Origin of the sequence: Myroides sp. WP-1 (assembly GCF_014145635.1) — a bacterium.
GTDB lineage: Bacteria > Bacteroidota > Bacteroidia > Flavobacteriales > Flavobacteriaceae > Flavobacterium.
In genome coordinates this window covers 68,030-90,749 of sequence record NZ_JACHTC010000014.1, presented here as the reverse complement: position 1 = coordinate 90,749, position 22,720 = coordinate 68,030, and the positions used below count along the sequence as shown (strand labels likewise).

Here is a 22,720-nt window from a genome sequence, read left to right as displayed (position 1 = left end):
GTTAAGCCCGCTAGCGCAGATGGTACTGCCGTAAGGTGGGAGAGTATGTCGTCGCCCTTCTTTTGAAAAGCCTGATTACGTAAGTAGTCAGGCTTTTTTGTTTTTGGTTATCAGTGAACTGTTAACTGTGATCAGTGGCGAACGAGAGTTCGCTTTTTTTTTTTGTCGTAGGTTGTTTGTCGTAGGTTGTTTGTCGTAGGTTGTTTGTCGTAGGTTGCTAGTTGAACATCCCTAAATACGGTTGAACGTTTTTAATCGAAAAATCCTCTCAACAAACAACGAACAAACAACAAAAAAAAACTCACTTATTTAATGTAACGTTTTTGTATTTTGTGTACTAACTCTTTAAACATACATTAATACAATGCACATGAACCGTTTATTTCTTATTACCTTCTTTTTTGTACTCTCTTTTAGTAGTGTTTTTTCGCAACAAAATCTGGAGAAATCTATTCTCTGGGAAATTCAGGGAAATGGCTTGAAGTCACCTTCTTATTTGTTAGGTACGTTTCATATGGTATGTGTAGCGGATTTGAAATTGCAAGAAAAGGTAGAAAAGGCGATTCAAGATGTGGATCAAATTGTTTTAGAAGTCAATCTTACTGATCCTAAAGAAATGGAAAATTTGCAAGAACTGATGTTTTCATCCGTTTCTCTATCCTCTCAATTAAATGAAGCCGAGCAAGTTGAATTGAAAGAATTATTGTTGGAGAAGTACAATATTTCACTAACTACAGTAGATTATTTAGCTCCAATTGGATTAATGGGCTTGATGGCAATGAAAGTTATTCCGTGTGAAGTAAAAGGATATGACATGGAAGTATTAGAGGTAGGGGTACGTCAAAATAAAAGAATTGGTGGTTTAGAACACTTTAAAGATCAAGTAGAAATTACTTCGTCCTTCTACACTGCAAAAGAGATCTTAACTCAATTAAAGCTAGAAGATGATTTTGAGGAAAATTATCATCATATGGCAACGGCATTTCAGCAAGAAGATATTGAAGCATTGTATCAGTCAGCTACGGATCCCTTGTTTATGTCTGAAGAAGGAAAGGTGAAATTATTAGATGATCGAAATGAGAAATGGATAATTCAGATGGTTGATCAAATGCCGGAGCAGGCAACGCTTTTTGCAGTGGGTGCTGGACATTTAGCCGGTGAAAAGGGTGTAATACAGTTGTTGAGAGACCAGGGATTTACCGTAACAGCAGTTTTAAAGTAAGATTTTGTGCAGATCAATATAGAAAGAGAATTTTTAGAACGAGTAAATGATCATAAGGGTATCTTGTTTAAGATAGCCAAACTCTACATGGACGAAAAGACGGATCAAGAAGATTTATATCAGGAAATGGTATGTCAGCTTTGGAAGTCCTATAGTGGTTTTAAGGGTAATAGCCAATTCTCCACGTGGATGTATCGTGTTTGTTTGAATACAGCAATTACTTTTTTTAAAAAGGACAGTAAGCGTTCGAAGGTTACGTTTAGACTAGATGCAGGACAAGATGATTTGCGCAATGAAGAAGTGGATTCAGACGCAGAACAACAAATACAGTTACTATACAAGGCTATTCACGAACTAAATGACGTTGAAAAAGCATTGATCTTTTTGTATTTGGAAGGATTTTCCCATAGTGAAATTGGTGAAAATCTCGGAATATCAGAAGGAAATGCTAGAGTTAAATTGAATCGAACAAAAAATAAACTACAAGAAATAATAAAGCGTAAAGGATATGAATTTTGATGATATAAAGAAATCTTGGGCGTCACAAGAAATTAGCACACCTAAACTGACTGAAGAATCATTGGTTTCGTCTATAGATCGTTTACCATTGGATCGCATTCGCAAGAATGCATTGAAAGATATCTTGCTGCAATCTGTAAGTATTGTTGGAATAGCTTTTTTTCCTCAACTTTATACTATACCTGAAGAAAATAGATCGCTATTTTATGTTGTTTACTTGTTATTTGCCTTTGTGTCATTTTACTATATTATAAAGATGGCGATTTTTTATCGTACTTCTAGTACTTTTGAGATGAATTCAAGAGATAGCTTGTATGAGGTTTATTTTCATACACGTATGTACGTTCAACTGTATGAGAATTTCTGTTGCTCCATCGCTCCTTTTGTTATTTTCTTTATCCCTTTCTTTATAGGATTTTCATTGGATAAAATGGGAAGACTATTTACTAATGTATATTTTATTATTTATCTTATTGGTCTTTGTCTATTCGTATTTCTTGTATGTAAATATTGGATTAAACGCCTGTATGGACGCTATCTCAAGCAAATAAAAGAAACGTTAGATCAATTTAAAATGATAACTGAGGATTAATTGTATCGTAAATATGTAATGAAAATGAAAATAGAACAAACCTCTAGTGGTAAACAGGATAGCATTCGTTTTGCTTTTAAACTGTTTCTTATGGGTATATGTATCGGTGCATATGTTGCCTATAAACAATATTAAGTATAAAAAAACGTCCTATTGAGTAGGACGTTTTTTATGCGTAATAAATTATATAAATTTCATTTTCTGAATTCGAACGGCGTTCAAGATAGCGAGTAAAGCAACACCTACGTCTGCAAAAACGGCTTCCCACATAGTAGCAATTCCACCAGCACCTAGGATCAATACAATAATTTTAATAACCAGTGCAAGTGTAATGTTTTGAATAACAATTTTACGGGTTTCTTTTCCAATGTGTATAGCAGTAGCTATTTTTGAGGGTTGATCTGTTTGAATAACGACATCGGCCGTTTCAATAGCGGCATCACTACCCAATCCGCCCATAGCAATACCAACATCGCTTAACGCTAATACAGGTGCATCATTAATTCCATCTCCCACAAAGGCAATTGAACTCGTAGGGTATTCTTTTTTTAATTTTTCTACCTGTTCAACTTTTCCTTCAGGAAGTAATCCTCCTAGCGCAACATCTATACCTGTTTCCTTGGCTACTTTTTGGGTAATGGTATCTTTATCACCACTGAGCATTACCGTTTTTTGTACACCCATTGATTTCATTAAGCGAATGGCCTCTTTAGCATCTATTTTGATTTCATCAGCAATCGTGATATAACCTACATAAGAATTGGATAAGGCAACAACAACGATACTCTCAACGATATCGTGTATTTCATTGGGAAATGCAATAGAAAAATGAGTGAGCAATGCTGCATTTCCAACCAGAATCTCTTGTCCATCAATCGCACCGACTAAACCTTTACCAGATATTTCTCGTACATTTTCTGCTACTAAATTCGTTGGATAAGCCTCTACGATGGCTTTAGCAATAGGATGCGTTGATTGTTTTTCGATCGCGGCCACCAGTTGTACAAAATGGTCCTGTGGGAGGGTAGTCTCTACTTTTTGAACTTTAAAAACTCCTTCTGTTAAGGTTCCTGTTTTATCCATAACAACCAAATCGAGCTTAGCCATTAGTTCTAAGAAATTAGACCCCTTAAATAGAATTCCATTTCTAGAAGCAGCTCCAATTCCTCCAAAATAGCCCAAAGGAACAGAAATAACTAAGGCACAAGGGCAAGATATAACTAGGAATACCAACGCGCGTTCTAACCATTGAGTAAATACATAGTCATCTCCTAAGAAAAAGAATGGAACAATGGTTAAGAGTACAGCTAAAAAGAATACAATAGGGGTATATACTTTGGCGAATTTTCGGATATACAATTCGGTTGGCGCTTTACGAGCACTAGCCTCTTGTACCATTTCTAGTATTTTAGCCAGAGAACTGTCTTGATATAACTTGGTTGTTCGAATCTCAATCACCTGTTCCAAATTGATCATTCCCGTCAATACTGTTTCTCCTTTTTTATAGGTAGAAGGTTTACTTTCTCCTGTTAGTGCCGCAGTATTGAAACTCCCCTTATCAGAAAGAAGTTCACCATCTAACGGAATTTTTTCCCCTACTTTGACTTGAATGCGTTCTCCGATAGTAACCTCTTCTGGGTTAACAATCGTAAAGACGTTATTTCTAAATACACTCGCTTCATTTGGACGAATATCCAAGAGCGCTTTAATATTGCCTTTTGCTTTGTTAACAGCCGACTCTTGAAACATTTCCCCAATCGTATAGAATAACATTACTGCGACTGCCTCGGGATACTCACCAATGGCAAATGCACCTAACGTAGCAATTCCCATCAAGGAAAACTCATTAAAAAAATCTTTTTTGAGTAAAAGAGCAAAAGCTTCTTTGAGAACGGGTAACCCAACAGGCACGTAAGCCGCTAGATACCATAACACGCGAAGCGTAGGGTTGTTGATAAACCATTCGGCTTTAAGTATATTAGCAAAGAGTACGCCTAAGAAAAACATCACAATACTAAATCCAATAGCGTACTTGCTGCTCATTTCACCGTGATTGTGATCGTGATCATCATGGCTATGATCGTCATTGCCGTGATTATGGTCGTGTTTATGCGGTGGTTTATTGTTGAATTCAAGCTTTGAATTGCAACAACTGTCTTTATCTTGATGTATCATATCTATTTATATTTATTCTATATACAAAGTTAAGTACTTCTGTACAATATAAATAGGAGGGAATCAAGTTTGCAACACTGCTACATTGGTTAACAGTTAACGGCAAATGACAAACAGTTAACCGTCAACCTTTTTCTACGTATTTCTTTTTAAAAACAAACATCAACGGAAAGCTTCTACAGCACATCCATACAGCAAAGGCAATCCAAACACTGTATAATTGAAAACCTAAATAATCTAAGAGCAATAGAGTAGGTAGAAAGCCACAAAACGTAGCAAAGATCAGGTTGTTTCGCAAGAATTTGGCATCGCCCATACCTTTAAATATACCATCGTAAATATAGGCGAGGGAATTGATGGGTTGTACTAATAAAATGATCCAAAAAACAGAAGTAAAAACGAGAATTACTTCAGGATCTTGATTGAATAATAAGCCAATTTGCTCATAAAAGGCAAAACAAATTGCGATGAGAATAATGGAGATAATGATGGCGTATCGACTAATAGCTTTACTCATTTGCCACATAGCTGTATAGTTGCGTTCTCCAAATAGTTTTCCGGCCATGGCATTTCCTGCTGTTGCATAACCATCAATAAAAAAGGAAAAGAAGAGCCAAATATTCATCAGGATACTTTGTGCAGCGATAAAGCTTTTTCCGTAACCTGTTGCATAAGCATTGGCTAAATATATCGCCACGTTTAGGGTAGCGGTTCGGATGATAAAATTAAAGCTCATGTTAATAAAGGGCTTTAATGTAGGATTCACGTTTTTGCTGATACGCATCGAAAAAGGAGTGTGCTTGAAGAAATAGTAAAAAGCCATTACAAGCATAATGGTTTGAGCAACTACACTTGCATAAGCTGCACCTTTGATGTGATAAGCAGGGATAAAACCCTCTATTCCGTAAACGAGAATATAGGTAAGAACAACATTAAGTGCTGCCCCAGTTAGACTGCATTTCATAGCCCAAATCGTGTTTTGCAGTCCCCTAAAGATACCATATAAAGCAAAAGTAATTAGCGTTAAAGGAAATCCCCAGGCGCGGATCAAGTAATATTCTTTCGCATAGGTAAGCAATAATCCTTCCGCATTGTAGGCGGTAAAAATTTCGTGCACGAAAAAAGTAGTGGTCAAAAATAAAAAAACACTCAATGCAAAATTGAACAAGATGGCTTGGGGTATTAGTGTTTTGATTGCCGTAAGACGATTCGAACCGTAATGTTGAGAGACTGTAGCAGAAAGTGATGTTTTGGTTTGGGCAACTACCCAAATAATAGCCGATAAGAAAGAACCTACTAACCCTACAGCACCTAGAGCTTCAACACTGTTTTCTTTGATATTCCCCACAATAGCAATATCCGTTAAGGTAATGATCGATTCAGATATTCCAGAAAATATAGCAGGTATAGCCAGTTTGTTAATCCCTTTAAAGGTAATCGGTTGATCCATGTATTGTGTCGCTTTGTACTTGGTAGGCAAAGATCGACAAAAACGGAGAGCAAAAAAAATGTTCCTAACCCCTTAGGATTAAGAACATTTATAAAAAAAAAATTAATTGTATGAATTAAAAACGCATTCCTACACCAAAACCAATTAACATAGGGTCGATTTTTACTTTAGCTGGAATATCTAATTGTGTTCCTGCTGGATTTAGATTTGTAGCATCTACCGTTACGTCTGTTTTCAAGAATAATTTTTTGAAGTCAACGTTGATGAAGAATTTATCTGTGATGTCAATATCAAATCCAAATTGGTATCCCCAACCAAATTTATTATCGTATGAAATATCTTTTGCTGTACCTGATTTTTCGTTGTAGAAAATCGTGTAGTTCACCCCAACTCCAACATACGGTTTAAAGTTATTAGTTACAGGGTAATGGTATTGCACCATTAAAGTTGGAGGTAATAACCATACACTACCTAGGTCTACATTCGCTACGGGGTCTAGATCTACTGGAGTTAAATCAGAACCTAAAGTTCCAACTGTGTGTCTAGAGGTACCTAAGATTAACTCTGCAGCAATGTTTTCTGTAAAGAAGTACGTAAAGTCAAGCTCTGGAATAAAGTTGTTATTCACATCTATTTGCCCTCCGATAGTGCTAATGTCAGCTCTATTGTGAGGAATTACTCCTACACCTCTTAGGCGTACTTGCCATTTGTACGATTCTTTTTCGTTTGTCGGTGTTTCTTGAGCAGTTGCTGTATTACCCATTAATAAAACAGCTCCTAATAATGATAGAAATAGCTTTTTCATAGTTATCTGTATTACAATTATACTAGAACAAATGTATTTCTTGTTTTAGTATAAAAACATGATTTTTATCATTGGGTTATGATTTTGTTTTAATGAAATTTTAAAGAAGATGTATTATTGTTTTATTTAAGATAAATTAGTATATTTAATTGTAAAGGTAAAATTAAAGAAATATGAAGAAAACAATCGTACTTGGCGCTTCTACCAATGAGGAGCGCTATTCCAATAAAGCCATACGCATGTTGCGTGAATATGGGCATGAAGTGGTAGCTCATGGATTGAGAAAAGGGCAAGTTTTAGATGTCGACATTGAAACTGAATTGCAACCGTATAACGATATCGATACAGTGAGTTTATATTTAAACCCACAGCGACAAGAAGATTTTTACGCTTATATTATTCAGTTAAAACCCAATAGAGTAATCTTTAATCCTGGTACTGAAAATCCAGATTTTTACAAGCAGTTAATTAAAAATAACATTGGATACGAAGAAGCTTGTACCCTTGTCCTGTTACGCACGAATCAATTTTGATTTGGAACTAATGCACAATAGCAAAATAAGTGTGATTAACGCATTGACTACGATTAATTCGTTATCGAAAACATAACCATTTAAGAGCGTACTAGCGTGATTGCTAAACCAAAGTGTAGCAAAAGGCGCTAGTAGGCAAATATAAGGAACGAGTTTGTCCTTCACCTGGCGATTTTTAAAGAATATCGCAAAGCTAAATAAGCCCAATAGTGGACCATACGTATAAGATGCTATTTTAAAAATCATACTCACGACAGAAGCGTCATTGATGGCATTGAAAAGTATAATCACTAAAAACATAAGGATAGAGAAACCAAAGTGAACGAGTTTTCTCTTCCAAACATTCGAAGGATTATCTTTTTGTTTATCCATATGCAAGAAGTCAATACAAAAAGATGTGGTAAGTGCAGTCAAAGCAGAATCTGTAGTTGCGAAAGTAGCTGCAGTTAATCCCAATAAGAAAACCAAAGCAGGAACAATAGACAAGTGATTGAAGGCAATTTCCGGAAACAACAAGTCCGTTCTCGGTTTTTGCGTGATTGTATCTAAGGGCACTTCAATTCCTTGGTTGTTGGCATAGATATAAAGCAAAGCTCCAATCCCCAAGAAAAGTAGGTTGACAAGTACGAAAATTCCAGTAAAAGAGTACATGTTTTTTTGTGCTTCTTTGATGTTTTTACAACTTAAATTTTTCTGCATCAAATCTTGATCCAATCCCACCATAGCAACGGTTACAAAAATACCGCCTAAGAATTGCTTGATGAAGTGATAACGGTTACCCATAAAATCTTCAAAGAAAAAGACCTTAGAATAGTTGCTGTTTTTTACTTCTTCAAAAGCTTGTATTGCTGATAAATCCAATTGGTAGCAGATAAAAATAATCGTCAAGATGACGGACGATACCAAGAAAAAAGTTTGCAGTGAATCAGTAATAATAATGGTTTTTAATCCCCCTTTATAAGTATACGCATAGATGAGGAGTAGTGCAATGAGTACGGTAGCAAAAAAGGGAATGCCAAAATAGTCAAACACATAACGCTGTAATACAATGACAACCAGGTATAAACGAAAAGCAGATCCGATAGTTCTACTGAGTAAAAAAATAGAAGCAGCACTTTTATAGCTGTAAAAACCCAGTTTTTTTTCAATATAGGTATAGATAGAAACGAGGTTGTACTTGTAGTAGAGCGGAAGTAAAATCGAAGCTGTGATAATAAAACCAACAGCATTTCCCAAGATGAATTGAAAATATTTAAATTGCTCTCCGTTGGGCGAACCTACCTCTCCTGGAACCGAGATAAAGGTTACTCCTGAGAGGGCAGTACCAATCATTCCAAAAGCAACTAAATACCATTTTGCATTTTTGTTTGCACTAAAAAAAGCATCATTACTACTGTCTTTTTTACTCGTTAGATGAGAAATGGAAATTAGTATCCCAAAGTAAACAGCGATAATAATAATGATAGTTAGTGGCGTCATTGCACAAGTTCTTTTTGTTGTTGTATAAAATCAAAAGTAAGTAAATTTTAGTTATACAGACCTATCTTCTTTATGGAAAAGACAAGGGGGGGTAAGGGGAGTTCAAATCCTATGATCTCCATTAAGAAGAATGCTAAAAGTGACTTTGCTCTATAGACAAAACCATGGAAAATAATTGTATATTTTATATCTTTGTGCCATGGATTTCCCTTCAAAATTATTAGAAAAAGCAGTAGAAGAAATTTCACAACTACCTGGAATTGGTAAGCGTACTGCTTTGCGATTAGCGTTGCACTTATTGAAACAACCAGAAGATCAAACTTCGCGTCTTGTTAGCGCTTTGGATAAAATGCGTCAAGAGATTATCTATTGTTCGAGTTGTCATAATATTTCAGATGCTGAAATTTGTGAAATTTGTTCGAATCCTTCTCGAGATCAACAGGTTATTTGTGTAGTTGAAGACGTACGCGATGTCATGGCTTTAGAAAACACGCAATTGTATAAGGGGATTTATCATGTATTAGGAGGGAAAATCTCTCCCATTGATGGGATAGGACCCAGTCAGTTGAACATTCAATCACTCGTAGAAAAAGTAAAAACAGGGAGTGTTAAAGAACTGATTTTTGCTTTGAGTTCGACTATGGATGGAGATACAACCAACTTTTTTATTTACAAGCAAATTAAAGATTGTGAGGTGATCACTTCAACAATTGCTCGGGGTATTGCCGTTGGCGATGAATTAGAATATGCGGATGAAGTAACTTTGGGTCGCAGTTTAGTTCATCGTGTTCCATTTGAAAATGCTTTTAAAGCCATTTAATAGCTTTATTTTATTGTATTTATTTTGTCTTTGTAAGCTTGTTCGTTTATGAGGAAGGACAACCTATGCCTTGTTTAATCTTCTTTTAAACCTCAAGTTAGGTATTGCACTATTTTTAAAAACTATAAATTACGCTAAATTTATTGTTAGACTTGTCTAATTTTGTAATTTTGTACATCTAAACAAAAAGTAGTGTATGAATTTATCGGATTTAAAAATGGGGGATAAAGGTCTTATCAAGGGAATCGCAAAAGGTTGCCCAAGAGAAGTGCATCAACGTTTTCTAGATTTGGGATTTGTCGCTGGTGCAACCATTGGCGTGCACAGTATTAGTCCCTTAAAAGATCCGGTAGCCTATGTCATATACAACACAATTATTTCTTTGCGTAAAGAGGATGCCTCTATGGTTTTATTAGAAGCAGAGGATTAATTATAGAAGAAAGGAAAGGATATGAAAACAAATTCTGCCTGTGAATTATGTGATTTAAACCAAGCTGCTGATTTAAAAAAGCTTGGTAATTTATCGGGTAAATACGATTATGTTGTTGCCTTAGCAGGAAATCCGAACACAGGAAAAAGTACAATATTTAACGCCCTTACGGGGTTAAAACAACATACGGGAAATTGGCCAGGAAAAACGGTAACACGTGCAGAAGGAAGCTTTCTGTACAGTGATCAGACGTATCGATTGGTTGATTTACCTGGGACGTATTCGCTGATGTCTACTTCAGAAGACGAAGAAGTAGCTCGTGATTTCATTTTATTTGGTGAACCCGATGTAACGGTAGTCGTTGTTGATGCCGGACGATTGGAACGCCATTTGAGTTTAGTGGTTCAAATTCAAGAAATTACCACTAAAGTTGTCGTTTGTTTAAATTTAATGGATGAAGCTAAACGACATGGCGTAGAGATTGATGTTCGAGGATTATCCCGAGATCTCGGAGTGCCTGTTATCCCTACTTCGGCGCGTAATAAGGAGGGGATTACTGATTTATTACATGCGATTGATCAGGTAGCGAAAGGAAAATTTGTAGCAGAACAAAAGAATATTACAGGGATTTCTGGCAGTTCTAGAAAGGCCGTCCAAGATATTGCCTCAGATTTGCAAGCGGTTGATCCTAGTTTACCAAGTGTATCTTGGATTGCTATGCGTTTAATTCAACAAGACCCAAGTATTGAAACAGCTCTCTTAAGTGGAACGCTAACTGCGTCTGTAACTGAACAACAAATTCGACCGATTGTTGCAAAAGCCAAAAAGTATCAAGAAGCTTTAGGACTGGATTATTCTGATAATGTGGCAGAAGCAATTTTTTCACAAGTCTCTACTATGGTGAAGGGACGTGTTCAGGTAGATGATAATCAACGGGCGTTTCGCATGGATCGCGCGATAGATAAGGTGGTAACAAGTAAGCGATGGGGATTTCCTTTGATGCTTTTAATGTTAGGCGGAATACTATGGTTAACCATTATTGGATCAAATTACCCTTCTAGTGCGTTGTCTTATCTCTTGTTGGAACAAGTATACCCCTTTTTGAAAGAAGGAGCAATAAGTTTACATTTTCCTTGGTGGTTGACAGGCTTCTTGATTGATGGGATTTATTTAGCAACGGCCTGGGTAGTTGCTGTGATGTTACCTCCAATGGCTATTTTCTTTCCACTGTTTACTCTTTTGGAAGATTTCGGATATTTACCTCGTGTAGCGTTTAATCTCGATCGAATTTTTAAGGGTGCAGGAGCACATGGTAAACAAGCGTTAACCATGAGTATGGGATTTGGTTGTAATGCGGCTGGTGTTGTTGCGACGCGTATTATCAATAGCCCTCGTGAGAAACTAATTGCTATTATAACCAATAATTTCTCCCTGTGTAATGGACGTTGGCCAACGCAAATTTTAATGGCTACTATTTTTATTGGAGCATTAGTTCCTAAGTATTTAGCCAATACGGTGTCAACTTTAGCGGTGGTAGGTATCGTAGTTCTAGGAATCTCATTTACCTTTTTTACATCGTGGTTGTTATCGAAAACTATGCTAAAGGGTGAATCTTCTTTCTTTACGTTAGAATTACCACCTTATCGACCTCCAAAAGTGTGGCAAACTATTTATACCTCATTAATTGATCGTACGCTTATCGTTCTTTGGCGTGCAGTTGTGTTCGCCGCTCCTGCAGGAGCAGTTATTTGGTTAGTGTGTAATATTGATATCGCAGACAAGAGTATTGCTCTTTGGATGATCGAGGGAATGAATCCTTTTGCTATGCTTATTGGCTTGAATGGGGTGATTTTATTAGCTTACATTGTAGCAATTCCAGCAAATGAGATTGTTATTCCTACTATTTTAATGCTGACAGCGATGGTATTGGGAGATGCCGCGATTGGCGAAGGTGCAGGAGTAATGTTTGAAGTATCGGATGGCGAAATTGCAACTATCTTACAGATGGCAGGATGGACCACCTTAACCGGAGTTAACCTTATGTTATTTAGTTTGTTACACAATCCTTGTAGTACAACTATTTACACGATATACAAAGAAACACACAGTGTGAAATGGACGACAGTTGCTTCTATTATGCCAATCATTTTTGGTTTAATTGTTTGCTTTACCGTTACGCAAATTTGGCACTTGTTTACATAATAATAGAAGAATAAAAAAGTCGAGTATTTACTCGACTTTTTCTTGTTTTAGACCTTCTCCAATGAGAATTGGTGAACCTAAATATTTTGGTTTCTTATTGATTAAATTATCGAGTAGTACTTTTACTCGGGCGAATTTTTCACGTAATAAGGTTTTAAAACCGTATTTACGCGTCACATCTTGAGCGTTGAACCCAACTGTTTTTAGCTGTAAGTGATTCGCTATATACACGGCTCTTTCATTGTGAAAAGGCTGTGAGATAATCGTAAAAGAATCTTCGTTAAAAATAGCTTTCATTCGGTAAACGGAGTCTAAGGTACGAAACCCCGCATAGTCTAAATAGATATGATCTTTAGGTACACCTTGCTCTATTAGTGCTTCTTCCATATCTTTTGGCTCATTGTACCCTGTACGACTATTGTCTCCACTCACGACAATAAAACTAATTTTACCAGCGTGATAAAGCTTTGCCGCAGCTTCAATTCTATAGGTGAAGTAATAGTTGAGCTGACCGCCATTTAATTGCTTTGCGGTTCCTAAAACCATACCTACTTTGTTGTAGGGAATGTGATCAACGGTATCAAAAAGCTGTTCTTTCGTGCTAGATGATACTTGAACATTCGCTATCCAAATAAACAGTAACACAAGAATACTTAAGATTCCGATGCTAAAGATAATTTTTTTCATGGTGTGGAATTAAACGGTATTAATACCAGCGTTTTTTATTTTTCTTCGAATTCTCTGATTTACGTGAATTGGCGTTTTTAGACTTGTTTCTATAGTCTTTTTTTGGTGCAGCTTCTCCTTTTTTGGGTTCTTCTTTCCAAGGAAATGGATGATCAGAAATAGTTTTAGGTTGCGTACGCGTAAACTTGACAATGGCTTCCCAATACGGTTTTTCTGATTTGTCACAGAAAGAAATAGCTAATCCTTCATTTCCCGCTCTTCCTGTACGACCAATACGGTGTACAAAAGTTTCAGGAATATTGGGTAAATCGTAATTAATAACAATTGGAAGTGAGTCAATATCAATACCACGAGCTGCAATATCGGTGGCTACTAATACTTTAATTTCCTTTTTCTTGAAACTATCCAAAGCTTCTTGTCTCAAATTTTGCGATTTATCGCCGTGAAATGAAGCTGCATTAACACCGTTTTTTTGTAGAGCTTCTACTACAGCATCCGCTCCGTGCTTGGTTCTAGTAAATACCAATACATCACTTAGCTTTTGATTGCGAATGATGTGATATAAGAGCTTTTTCTTTTCTCCTTTTTCAACAAAATACACTTGTTGTTTTACGGTTTTAGCACTAGAAGAGATTGCGTCCACAGCAACATATTCTGGTTTTTTCAAAAAGTCGTGTGCCAATTCGCGAATAGGTAAAGGCATGGTTGCCGAAAACAGTAAAGTCTGTCTAGTATCAGGAGTAACTTGAATTAATTTTTTTACGTCGTCAATGAATCCCATGTCCAACATCAAATCCGCTTCATCAAGTACTAAAAAGTGAAGATGATCTAAATTGAGGTGTTTCTGTTTGTATAAATCCAACAATCGTCCAGGTGTACCAATAATAATATCAGCGCCTTTGTTTAATTGTTCAATTTGGGGTTTACTTGAAACACCACCGTAAATGGTCATTAGGGTAGCATTCGTATATTTGGCGTATAGCGAAAAGTTATCTGCGATTTGTTGGGCTAATTCTCTGGTTGGAGTAACTACTAGTACACGAGCATTTTTGGTGCGTTTAGTATTTCCTAATCGATGTAAATAGTGGAGAATAGGCATGGCAAAAGCAGCCGTTTTTCCTGTTCCCGTTTGAGCACAACCGATGACATCCTTTTCTTGTAAAACCAAGGGAATTACTTTTTGTTGGATAGGAGTTGGGGTTTGATAATCAAGCTCCCCAATGGCGCGTAGAATATTTTTATTAAGCTGTAAATCTTCAAATGTCATAATCGCTATTTATATAATCACACAAAGGTACGCGATTTGAAGGTAACTAACGAAATACCACCCAAAAAAGGCAGGATTAATATTTTTAATTACTTGCTTATTAGTTTGTTAGTTTATTTTGAAAGCAGTGCGAGCTGAATCTCTTCCGTTGTAGCTCTTTCTTTTGCAGCGTCAATAGCAAGAGCTAATAAATTAGCGTTTGGATTGGCAGCTGCTTGGGATAACTGAGTTAATGCTGCTTCCACTTTTTTAGTGTCGCGCTGTGCTTTTATAGACGCTGTACGTTGAACTTGTATCGGATCGATAGCACTAGTTGTATCAGTATCTCGTTGTTGACTAGATTCTTTTTGTAACGCAACCTGTGTTACAAGATGAGCGATTGAGTCTGCGGAGTTAATAGTCTTTAAAGTATTCCATGCTTGTTCTGCAAGGGTTAACGTTGTGTGTTCAACATAGTAACTACCCGCCCAAGGATCCACTGTTTTTGTAGCTTTCATCTCTTCTTGGATGAATTTGTGAAGTTGTAAAGCAGTATGTTCTCCATAAGAAGGATGGTCAAAGGCGATGGCAAGCGCTTGTGCACCTCCAAAGATAGCTGCTGTAGCTGCTAATGTAGTGGGTGTTAAATCACCAGTAGTTTCAGTTCCCCAAGTTTGGGTTTGCGCTTGAATAGGTAAGGCGAGCGTTTGTTCGTTCTTTGGCTCTAATGAACTAATTAATTTAGACCAAAGCAAGCGAGTGGCTCTCATCTTGGCTATTTCCATGAAGTAATTGACTCCAACTGTCCAAGAAAAGACCACTTGTGATGCTGCGTAATCAACAGGAAGTTGAGCTTTTATCCCAGCAGTAACCAAGGCTAATCCTTGAGCTAAACTATAGGCAACTTCTTGGTCAGCAGTACTGTTTATCTTTTTTAAATAGCCATTTGAAAGCGATAATACCTTGAAGTGTGGCATATATTGTGCAGTATAAACTAAACTATCAAGAATAGCTTTTTGCAAAGAAGGAGCTGAATCTGTTGTAAAATCGAGCACATCATATTGCAAATTTCCGCGTAAATGTTTGGTGTCTATGCCTAGTTCTTGTGCAGCAACAAGGTACATAGCAAACAAAGGAAGAAGTGCTTCATTGGTGCGAATAGTGGTTGTTATTTCAGCTAGAGGCAATTGCGCTAAAAGAATTTTTACATCTTCTACCGTCTGAATAGTCAAACTTCCAGCTGTAGTTTGAGAGGATAGATCAAAAAGAAGATTCTTTTGCCCCAATGCAATTTGTTTTCGATAGGAAGTATTACCCGCTTCTAACGCATGAGTAGCAGGTAAAAGTTGAATATTCCACGGTTGTTGTACATACATTAAAGATGATATTCCTCGAACAAAAGGAGCAAATCCGGCAGCAAAATCAATGGGTTCTATATCTTCAACTTCTTTTGCCGTGTAATTTTGTCGGATATCTATTCCCTCAATAACAGTACAAGCAGCCGACATTGGCCCTGTATTGAATGAAGTAGAATTCAAATTCAAATGTTGTAAATCCTTTCTTTTCATACAATAAGCTTATTTAGTTTCCGCTGTTAATCTTCTTTGTTCTTCTAACTCAGCCAAACGTCGTTCAATGAGTGGTATAATTAAGGTCTTGCGCGGATTTTGCTTGACAAAAGGATATAGTTCTAGTTGATCATGGAGTTGTTCTCTCGTACTGGCTAGCGAATTTATCCCAACCAAAATTTCTTGATTCGATCGGAATAATTCTTGTTCTTTGGTTGCAGATTCTTCTATTTTACGCTGAATAGTACCTTGATGCAAGGAGGTGATAAATCCTTCTGCTTTTTCTATTTGCTTGAAAATATCTAATGCTTTTTCTGCTATTTGTTTGGTGAGATCCTCTATGTAATATGCGCCTTCTGTTGGGTTGTTAACCGCGGTAGTATAGCTGTCATTCTTTAGGATAAACAATTGATTTCGGGCCATTTCCTGACTGGCGAAATTGTCTTTTCGATACAAAGCATCGAAAGGTACATTACCTACATAATCAGCCCCACCCAAAAAAGCACTCATGCATTCTGTTGCCGTGCGCATTTGATTGATTTTGGAAGCATAAACAGTTTTATTGCGCTTGGTTGGGGTGGCAATAATTTTACAATCCAATTGATGTTCTTTGTATTCCTTTCCAATTAAGTCAAATAAAATACGCAACGCTTTGAGTTTTGCTATTTCAAAAAAATAATTGGACCCCATAGCTACTTCAATAAAAAGAGGTTGTTTGATTGCTGTTAATCGCGTGAGGTATTCATTGAAATGACTGCACGCATAGGCTACCTGTTGAATGGTATTCGCTCCCGCATTTTGATATCGTTTGGTATCAATAACAAGACACACGGATTGATGTTTACTTAGTAGTGATTCCAAGATCTTGAAGTCTTGTTCGACATTGTGAAACCAGTTGCCATCTGAGAGTAACTGATGGATTGGATCAACAAGAATATGAATCGTATACTGGTGTTGTTCTGCCCAAAGCGCAAGTTTGTGTAGATAAGTCTCCTCTAAAAAAGAACACCTAAAAAAATAAACAACTTCTCGAGGTAAAGCACGAAGTAATTGTTCCAAATCGATGTTGGCGTGCGGTACGGTAAAATAAATACTTTCTGTTCCTTTTTGTAGGATGGCCTTAGCATTTAGGATGGTTTTTTCTACATCTTGTATGTAAATAGGATGTGCCATCTGCGCTTGAGACGTTTGTGTCGAAACAGCAATTACCCGACTGTCATCTCCATGATAGAAGGGACGTACTTTAATACCTTCTAAACTTTCCCAAACTAAGGTTTCGTTGTAATCAGCTCCATGTAGTTCGTATTGAATTCTATTTTTCCATTGTTTGGAAGGAATAGAATTAAATTCGTCGAAAAGTGAGTTGTTCATGGTATTTAATTGTCGGGGTTACTTAGAAGATAGAGTATCAAACTCAATGATATAGATATCTTCGTTATCTCGCTTCATGTAATATTTTTCTCTTGCGTATTTTTCTATCGCATCTCCATCTTTCAAGTTTTTGATGGATTGTTTGTCTTTGTCGATCTCTCCTTGAAAGTAATCTCTTCTTTCTTCTAATTTATCTATTTCCTGATCAATTGTATGGTGTTCGACAAGAGAATAACTGTCAAAAAAAACGATCCAAACAATAAAACCAATGGTTATTAAAAAAAACGGGTTTTTTACTATTCGGATGTATCGTAATTTGCGAAGCATACTTTTAGAATCCATTGGCGTTATTATTTATGTGGTATAAAGTTAACCTATTTTCTCATTAATTACAGTACGAACAATATCAATTGCTACGGTATTATACGTATCGTTAGGAATAATGATATCTGCATATGCTTTTGATGGTTCGATGAATTGATCGTGCATAGGCTTCAACGTGTTTTGATAACGATTTAAAACCTCCATCATGTCGCGTCCACGTTCTGCAATATCGCGTTTTAATCGACGGATTAATCGCTCATCAGAATCTGCATGTACAAAGATCTTAATGTCACACAGTTCTCTTAATTCTGGATTACACAAAATTAAAATCCCTTCAACAATCATTACTTTTCGAGGGTGTGTAAGTATATAATCATCTGTTCTATTGTGTTTAACAAACGAATAAACGGGTTGATTCACACTTTTTCCTTCTTTTAATTCTTTGAGATGTTGAACCAAAAGATCAAAATCAATAGACCTAGGGTGGTCAAAATTGATCAGGGTACGCTCTTCTAAACTCAGGTTGTCAGTCGCTTTGTAATACGAATCTTGTGATATAATACCTACTTCTGTTTCAGGTAGTTCGTTCATGATTTGGTGAACTACGGTTGTTTTACCACTTCCTGTTCCTCCTGCAATTCCAATAATTAACATGTGTGTTTTTAATTTTTAGCAAAAATAGAAATTAATCTAATGAAGGGAAAAACATTTTTTGGTTTTAGGATGTTGTTAAACCTTTTAGGAAGGTGGAGCAGGTAGACAAAAAGAGGATTGTATTGGATTATTCGATGAGTCAATATATTATTTAAACTTAATCTAATTTAAAAGAGTTATATTTGTTATCCAACAATAAGATAACGAGACTTGTATAAATTAAAGATATATGGCTAAGAAAACGATAGATCGAGGAATATTTAGATTAAAGAATAGAACTTATATCACACCGCATTATATACGCATTACTTTGGAAGGCCCTGATGCACAAAAATTCAGTCAAACGACTATAGGAGTAAATAATAAGATTTTTTTAGCTCCAGAAGGATGTGATCGAGTTCACTTACCTGAGTTTGATTTCGAAAAGGGACAGTGGGTTCCTATGGATGAAGCGATTCGTCCGAGTGTTCGAACGTATACACACAGGGGAATTAATTTAGAAACAAATGAGTTGTATGTTGATTTTGTTGCACATGGCGATGAAGGGCCTGCATCTAAATGGGCTATTCAAGCACCCATAGGGGCAGAGCTAGGCGTAGCAATGGGAACTGAAGCAGCAGTGTTATATCCGAAAGCTAATCGCTATGTTTTAGTAGGAGATGCAACAGCAATTTCTGTATTGGGAGCAATTTTAGAAGATTTACCTGCAGGAGTACAGGCGCAAGCATTTATTGAAGTAGAAACAAAAGAAGATATTCAAGTGCTACCTACAAAAGCTAGTGCATCGATTGAATGGATCATCAATCCAACACCCGGACAAAGTACTGAGTTAGCCGAAAAAGCAGTCGCTTATATTGAAGCACAGGGAGAAATGGAATCCAAATTTGCCTATGTAGCTGCGGAGTTTTCTACCGTAAAGATTATGCGAAACTTTTTGCGTAAAGAGCAAAATTGGACCAAAGACGAACTTTATGCGTATTCTTACTGGAAATTCGGAAAGGCTGAAAATGTTTCAGAAGCTGATCGACGCGCAGAAAAAGCGAGTTTAGATGAATAAGAGATGCAAGTTGAACCTACATGTATGTATTGTCAAAGAGGTAGATTCACTATTCAATACCTTTAATTAAATCGGAGAGCGAGGCCTAAGGGTCTCGTTTTTTTTTGTTTTTGAAATGTACTAGACGGAAAGTTTGTAAAATCAAGTTAAATCTAAAGAAGGAATCCCAATATTTAGTTTGATAAGAAATATTATTTATTACCTTTGTCGGCTGAAATAAAAATTCAAATCATTTTAAGTTCTTTAGTAGCATGTTAAATCGAAGACACATTCGTATCAAGGTGATGCAGACGCTTTATGCCCTGCACCAAAGTAATTCTGACCAAATTCAAGTAGGTGAGAAATTTTTAAACCACAGCATGGATAGTATACAAGAGTTATACTTATTAATGCTAACCCTCCTGATAGAAATTCGAAAAAAGGAAGAAGAATACATCGAAATTTCTCAGAAAAAACATTTAGCTACTTACGAAGAACGCAATCCAAACAAGAAATTTATCGAAAACGAAGTACTTGAGTTATTGAGTAATTCTACCTCTATTAGCAATAAAGTGGAAGAACGCAATATGACGTACTGGCAAAGAAAAGATCACTATGTTCAATTAATCTTGGACGAAGTGAAAGCAAGTCAATTGTATAAAGATTACATGAAATCGACGACGCGTTCTTTTAAAGAGGATCAAGATTTTATTGTGAATTTGTACACAGAAATCATTGCGCCAAACGAGAAGTTATACGATTTCTTAGAGGATACAAAACTAACTTGGGTAGATGATATGCCTGTTGTTAATACATTGATTCAAAAACAGTTGAGACAGTTTAAAAATATAGAGCAAGCTTTCTTTGTGCCTAAAGTATTTAAAGATTCAGAGGATAAAGACTTTGCAATGGATTTATATCGTAGAACAGTTTTGAATGGTGCTGAGTTTGCAAAAGAATACGATGGAAAAACACCTAATTGGGACGTAGAACGAATTGCAGCTATCGATATTATTATTTTAAAAATGGCGATTTGTGAGATGTTGCGTTTCTCTTCAATTCCAGTAAAAGTAACAATAAACGAATATTTAGAGCTAGCAAAAGAGTATTCTACACCAAAAAGTAGTATATTTATCAACGGGATTCTTGACAATATTTCGAAAGAACTAGAAGCGCAAGACCGTTTGAATAAAATTGGAAAAGGACTTTTATAAGACTAATTAACCATAATAACTGAGCAAATGAAAAAAGTATTTATGCTGTCTTGTGTAGTATTGTTAGGCATGACCGCTTGTAAAAAGACTGACGCGTCAAGTCGTATTAACGAAGACAATGTTGCAAAAATTGAACAAGAAGCTACGGCAAAAGTAAATCAAGGTACACCTGCAATGGAGTTTGTATCTTTATCACACGATTTTGGAACAATTGGAAATAATGAAGCTGTGGAAACTGAATTTGAATTTACGAATACAGGAAATGCAGATTTAGTAATTATCGATGCTCGTGCTACTTGTGGATGTACAGTTCCAGAATATCAAAAAACACCAATTAAACCGGGAGAGAAATCAACATTAAAAGTTAGATTCCAAACGGGAGCAGTAGGGCAACAACAAAAAACAGTTACCCTAACTACTAATACAGAAAAAGGAGAAGAGTTTTTAACGATTAAAGCAAACGTTTCTCCAGCAAACTAATTTTTTAATACTTACTATTTTATGGAATCAATCCAACAATTTTTACCCATGATTCTTATTTTTGTTGCAATCTATTTCTTTATGATTCGCCCGCAACAAAAAAAGATGAAACAAGAAAAAGAATACGAAGCTAGTCTTAAAGTAGGAGATCGTATTATAACTAAATCAGGTTTACACGGAAGAATTGCTGAGTTAAATGAATTAACAGTTGTTGTAGAAACAATGGCAGGAAAACTATTGATGGAGCGTTCTGCTATCTCTATGGATATGAGTCAAAAACTTCAAGATAGAAAATAAGCAAACAACAATCTTATAATAAAAGAATAGGCATCTCATTTGAGATGCCTATTTTTTATACTTGTCATTTAAACCTTTTCCCTGTAATATTAATGGTATTGCTTTTGCAATACGCGATTGCTTCGTAGTTTCTCTTTTCGCTTCGGCAAAGTAAGCGTAATATTCTTTTTGTTTGTAAGGAGGCAATGCTTGAAATTTTTCTTGTAAAAGAAGATCCTCTTTCAATGCAGTAGCGAATAACGCATCGATGATAATAGGCGTATTATTCGAAGGAAGTTCTCTTTTTTGTTTAGCAATTGCAATGGCTTCTTCTGTATACTGGCGGATTAATTCAAGATCTATTTCTTGTGCTGAGGTAAACCTCCATTGACGTAATCCTTTTGTTTTTCCTTCCTGTGCATTGATTAGCTTTTGCTGTTTATCTTGGAGAAAAACACCTTTGTAGAACCAAATGCTAAAGTAATTTTTGAATCCACCTGCTGCAACAACCATTTCTTGATTGTGATAGTAAATATTTGCACCCCATTGTACACGCACGTCCAAATCCATGCTTTGAAAGAGCTCTTCAATAAGCGCTAGTTCAATTTCCCATTGCATACTAGTCTTTTTTGATTGAGTTGAAGTAAAGAATAAGATCAATCAAACGCGAGGAATAGCCAATCTCATTGTCATACCATCCCACAACTTTAACCATGCGATCTAATACCGAAGTTAACTGGGCGTCAAACAAACAGGAATGGGTGTTCCCAATGATATCAACAGAAACAATAGGATCTTCCGTATAAGCTAAGATGCCTTTTAGTTCATGTTCTGCGGCATCTTTAAATGCCTGATTGATTTCTTCAATTGTAATGGCTCTTTTTACATAGCAGGTAATATCGGTTAAAGATCCGTCTGGAACGGGTACTCGAATTCCGCCACCGCCAATTTTTCCTTCGTATTCTGGAAAAATCTTTGTTAAAGCTTTGGCTGCACCAGTGGTAGTTGGAACGATAGATTGTGCAGCACCACGTGCTCTTCTTAAATCTTTATGCGGTTGATCATGTAAGCTTTGATCAGTTGTATAGGAGTGAACCGTGGTAATGTATGCCTGTTCCATGCCACACAATTTCTTGATGATCTTAACCATCGGAGCGGCATTATTTGTGGTGCAACTTGCATTGGAGATGATGCGTTCTTCACCCGTTAAAATCTCTTCGTTTACACCTAAAACAATGGTTTTTATTTCGTTGTCTTCTGGTGGAACGGATAAAATAACGCGCTTGGCACCTTGGGTTAAATGTTCTTGCAAGAGCACTGCCGTTTTTCTTTTTCCCGTTGCTTCCACCACATAGTCCACGTCTAAGGATGCCCAAGGTAAGTTTGCTATTTCCCTTGCACTGAAGTACGGTATTTTTTGTTGATTGATGATTAAGTGATTAGCATCATACGTAACATCCGCTTGTAAGATTCCGTGAATACTGTCGTATTTGAGTAAATGTGCCATCGTTTGCACATCGGCTAAATCATTTATAGCCACAACTTCAATGAGAGGATGGTTGAGTAATAACTTGAAGAGGTTTCGGCCAATGCGTCCAAATCCATTTATCGCAACTTTAATATTTTTCATTGGTTGT

The 22,720-nt window shown here is 36.4% G+C and carries 23 protein-coding genes; 11 read left to right on the top strand and 12 right to left on the bottom strand.

Going from position 1 to position 22,720, the window contains the following annotated elements; all coding sequences use genetic code 11:
- Window positions 1-370 precede the first annotated feature (370 nt).
- From H4K33_RS12625 to H4K33_RS12615, 3 genes are read left to right on the top strand one after another with little or no spacing between them, the layout of a single operon-like run.
- A complete protein-coding gene (locus H4K33_RS12625) occupies window positions 371-1,222 on the top strand; it encodes a TraB/GumN family protein (RefSeq protein ID WP_182649513.1) in 852 nt (283 codons plus the stop codon).
- Window positions 1,223-1,228: 6 nt separating this feature from the next.
- On the top strand, window positions 1,229-1,741 hold the full coding sequence (locus H4K33_RS12620; protein ID WP_182649511.1) for a sigma-70 family RNA polymerase sigma factor: 513 nt from the start codon (window positions 1,229-1,231) through the stop codon (window positions 1,739-1,741).
- Entirely contained in the window at window positions 1,731-2,333 is a 603-nt protein-coding gene (locus H4K33_RS12615) for a hypothetical protein (RefSeq protein ID WP_182649508.1), read from the top strand. The genes H4K33_RS12620 and H4K33_RS12615 overlap by 11 nt, the downstream gene beginning before the upstream one ends.
- 183 nt (window positions 2,334-2,516) lie before the next feature.
- Here H4K33_RS12615 and H4K33_RS12610 read toward each other — a convergent pair whose 3' ends face one another.
- From H4K33_RS12610 to H4K33_RS12600, 3 genes are all read right to left on the bottom strand, one after another.
- Complete coding sequence (locus tag H4K33_RS12610; protein WP_220485323.1) at window positions 2,517-4,508, bottom strand: heavy metal translocating P-type ATPase; 1,992 nt, start codon at window positions 4,506-4,508, stop codon at window positions 2,517-2,519.
- A 124-nt stretch (window positions 4,509-4,632) separates the two neighbouring features.
- On the bottom strand, window positions 4,633-5,958 hold the full coding sequence (locus H4K33_RS12605; RefSeq protein ID WP_182649505.1) for an MATE family efflux transporter: 1,326 nt from the start codon (window positions 5,956-5,958) through the stop codon (window positions 4,633-4,635).
- Window positions 5,959-6,073: 115 nt separating this feature from the next.
- Complete coding sequence (locus H4K33_RS12600; RefSeq protein WP_182649503.1) at window positions 6,074-6,763, bottom strand: OmpW family protein; 690 nt, start codon at window positions 6,761-6,763, stop codon at window positions 6,074-6,076.
- Window positions 6,764-6,936: 173 nt separating this feature from the next.
- Here H4K33_RS12600 and H4K33_RS12595 point away from each other — a divergent pair, with 173 nt between their 5' ends.
- The gene (locus H4K33_RS12595; protein ID WP_182649501.1) at window positions 6,937-7,296 is read left to right on the top strand and encodes a CoA-binding protein; all 360 of its coding nucleotides are present in this window, start codon (window positions 6,937-6,939) and stop codon (window positions 7,294-7,296) included.
- Here the strand turns inward: H4K33_RS12595 and H4K33_RS12590 are convergent.
- Window positions 7,276-8,775 carry a sodium:solute symporter gene (locus H4K33_RS12590; protein ID WP_182649499.1) on the bottom strand — a complete coding sequence of 500 codons (1,500 nt, stop codon included), beginning with the start codon at window positions 8,773-8,775 and terminating at the stop codon, window positions 7,276-7,278. The genes H4K33_RS12595 and H4K33_RS12590 overlap by 21 nt on opposite strands.
- Before the next feature lie 199 nt (window positions 8,776-8,974).
- Here H4K33_RS12590 and recR point away from each other — a divergent pair, with 199 nt between their 5' ends.
- The 3 genes from recR (at window position 8,975) to feoB (ending at window position 12,227) form a co-directional block, all read left to right on the top strand.
- Entirely contained in the window at window positions 8,975-9,595 is a 621-nt protein-coding gene (recR, locus tag H4K33_RS12585) for a recombination mediator RecR (protein WP_182649497.1), read from the top strand.
- Between the two features lie 196 nt (window positions 9,596-9,791).
- Window positions 9,792-10,025, top strand: coding sequence for a FeoA family protein (locus tag H4K33_RS12580; RefSeq protein ID WP_182649495.1), 234 nt, complete (start codon window positions 9,792-9,794; stop codon window positions 10,023-10,025).
- A 21-nt stretch (window positions 10,026-10,046) separates the two neighbouring features.
- The gene (feoB, locus tag H4K33_RS12575) at window positions 10,047-12,227 is read left to right on the top strand and encodes a ferrous iron transport protein B (protein ID WP_182649493.1); all 2,181 of its coding nucleotides are present in this window, start codon (window positions 10,047-10,049) and stop codon (window positions 12,225-12,227) included.
- Window positions 12,228-12,254: 27 nt separating this feature from the next.
- Here feoB and H4K33_RS12570 read toward each other — a convergent pair whose 3' ends face one another.
- From H4K33_RS12570 to udk, 6 genes are all read right to left on the bottom strand, one after another.
- Entirely contained in the window at window positions 12,255-12,914 is a 660-nt protein-coding gene (locus H4K33_RS12570; protein WP_182649491.1) for a vancomycin high temperature exclusion protein, read from the bottom strand.
- A 19-nt stretch (window positions 12,915-12,933) separates the two neighbouring features.
- On the bottom strand, window positions 12,934-14,181 hold the full coding sequence (locus tag H4K33_RS12565) for a DEAD/DEAH box helicase (protein WP_182649489.1): 1,248 nt from the start codon (window positions 14,179-14,181) through the stop codon (window positions 12,934-12,936).
- A 113-nt stretch (window positions 14,182-14,294) separates the two neighbouring features.
- Complete coding sequence (locus H4K33_RS12560; protein ID WP_182649487.1) at window positions 14,295-15,728, bottom strand: methylmalonyl-CoA mutase family protein; 1,434 nt, start codon at window positions 15,726-15,728, stop codon at window positions 14,295-14,297.
- Between the two features lie 9 nt (window positions 15,729-15,737).
- Window positions 15,738-17,099, bottom strand: coding sequence for a methylmalonyl-CoA mutase family protein (locus H4K33_RS12555; protein ID WP_182649485.1), 1,362 nt, complete (start codon window positions 17,097-17,099; stop codon window positions 15,738-15,740).
- Window positions 17,100-17,117: 18 nt separating this feature from the next.
- Window positions 17,118-17,441 (bottom strand): septum formation initiator family protein, encoded by a 324-nt coding sequence (locus tag H4K33_RS12550; RefSeq protein WP_182649483.1) that lies wholly within the window; start codon window positions 17,439-17,441, stop codon window positions 17,118-17,120.
- A gap of 27 nt (window positions 17,442-17,468) precedes the next feature.
- Entirely contained in the window at window positions 17,469-18,077 is a 609-nt protein-coding gene (gene udk / locus H4K33_RS12545; RefSeq protein WP_182649481.1) for a uridine kinase, read from the bottom strand.
- 229 nt (window positions 18,078-18,306) lie between these two features.
- Between udk and H4K33_RS12540 the strand changes: the two genes are divergently transcribed.
- The 4 genes from H4K33_RS12540 (at window position 18,307) to yajC (ending at window position 21,104) form a co-directional block, all read left to right on the top strand.
- Window positions 18,307-19,134, top strand: coding sequence for a siderophore-interacting protein (locus H4K33_RS12540; protein ID WP_182649479.1), 828 nt, complete (start codon window positions 18,307-18,309; stop codon window positions 19,132-19,134).
- A 251-nt stretch (window positions 19,135-19,385) separates the two neighbouring features.
- Complete coding sequence (nusB, locus tag H4K33_RS12535; protein WP_182649477.1) at window positions 19,386-20,327, top strand: transcription antitermination factor NusB; 942 nt, start codon at window positions 19,386-19,388, stop codon at window positions 20,325-20,327.
- A gap of 27 nt (window positions 20,328-20,354) precedes the next feature.
- Window positions 20,355-20,807 (top strand): DUF1573 domain-containing protein, encoded by a 453-nt coding sequence (locus H4K33_RS12530; RefSeq protein ID WP_182649475.1) that lies wholly within the window; start codon window positions 20,355-20,357, stop codon window positions 20,805-20,807.
- 21 nt (window positions 20,808-20,828) lie between these two features.
- Window positions 20,829-21,104 (top strand): preprotein translocase subunit YajC, encoded by a 276-nt coding sequence (yajC, locus tag H4K33_RS12525; protein ID WP_182649473.1) that lies wholly within the window; start codon window positions 20,829-20,831, stop codon window positions 21,102-21,104.
- Window positions 21,105-21,152: 48 nt separating this feature from the next.
- Here yajC and H4K33_RS12520 read toward each other — a convergent pair whose 3' ends face one another.
- Complete coding sequence (locus tag H4K33_RS12520; protein WP_182649471.1) at window positions 21,153-21,701, bottom strand: YdeI family protein; 549 nt, start codon at window positions 21,699-21,701, stop codon at window positions 21,153-21,155.
- A 1-nt stretch (window position 21,702) separates the two neighbouring features.
- A complete protein-coding gene (gene gap, locus H4K33_RS12515) occupies window positions 21,703-22,713 on the bottom strand; it encodes a type I glyceraldehyde-3-phosphate dehydrogenase (RefSeq protein ID WP_182649469.1) in 1,011 nt (336 codons plus the stop codon).
- Between the last annotated feature and the right edge of the window lie 7 nt (window positions 22,714-22,720).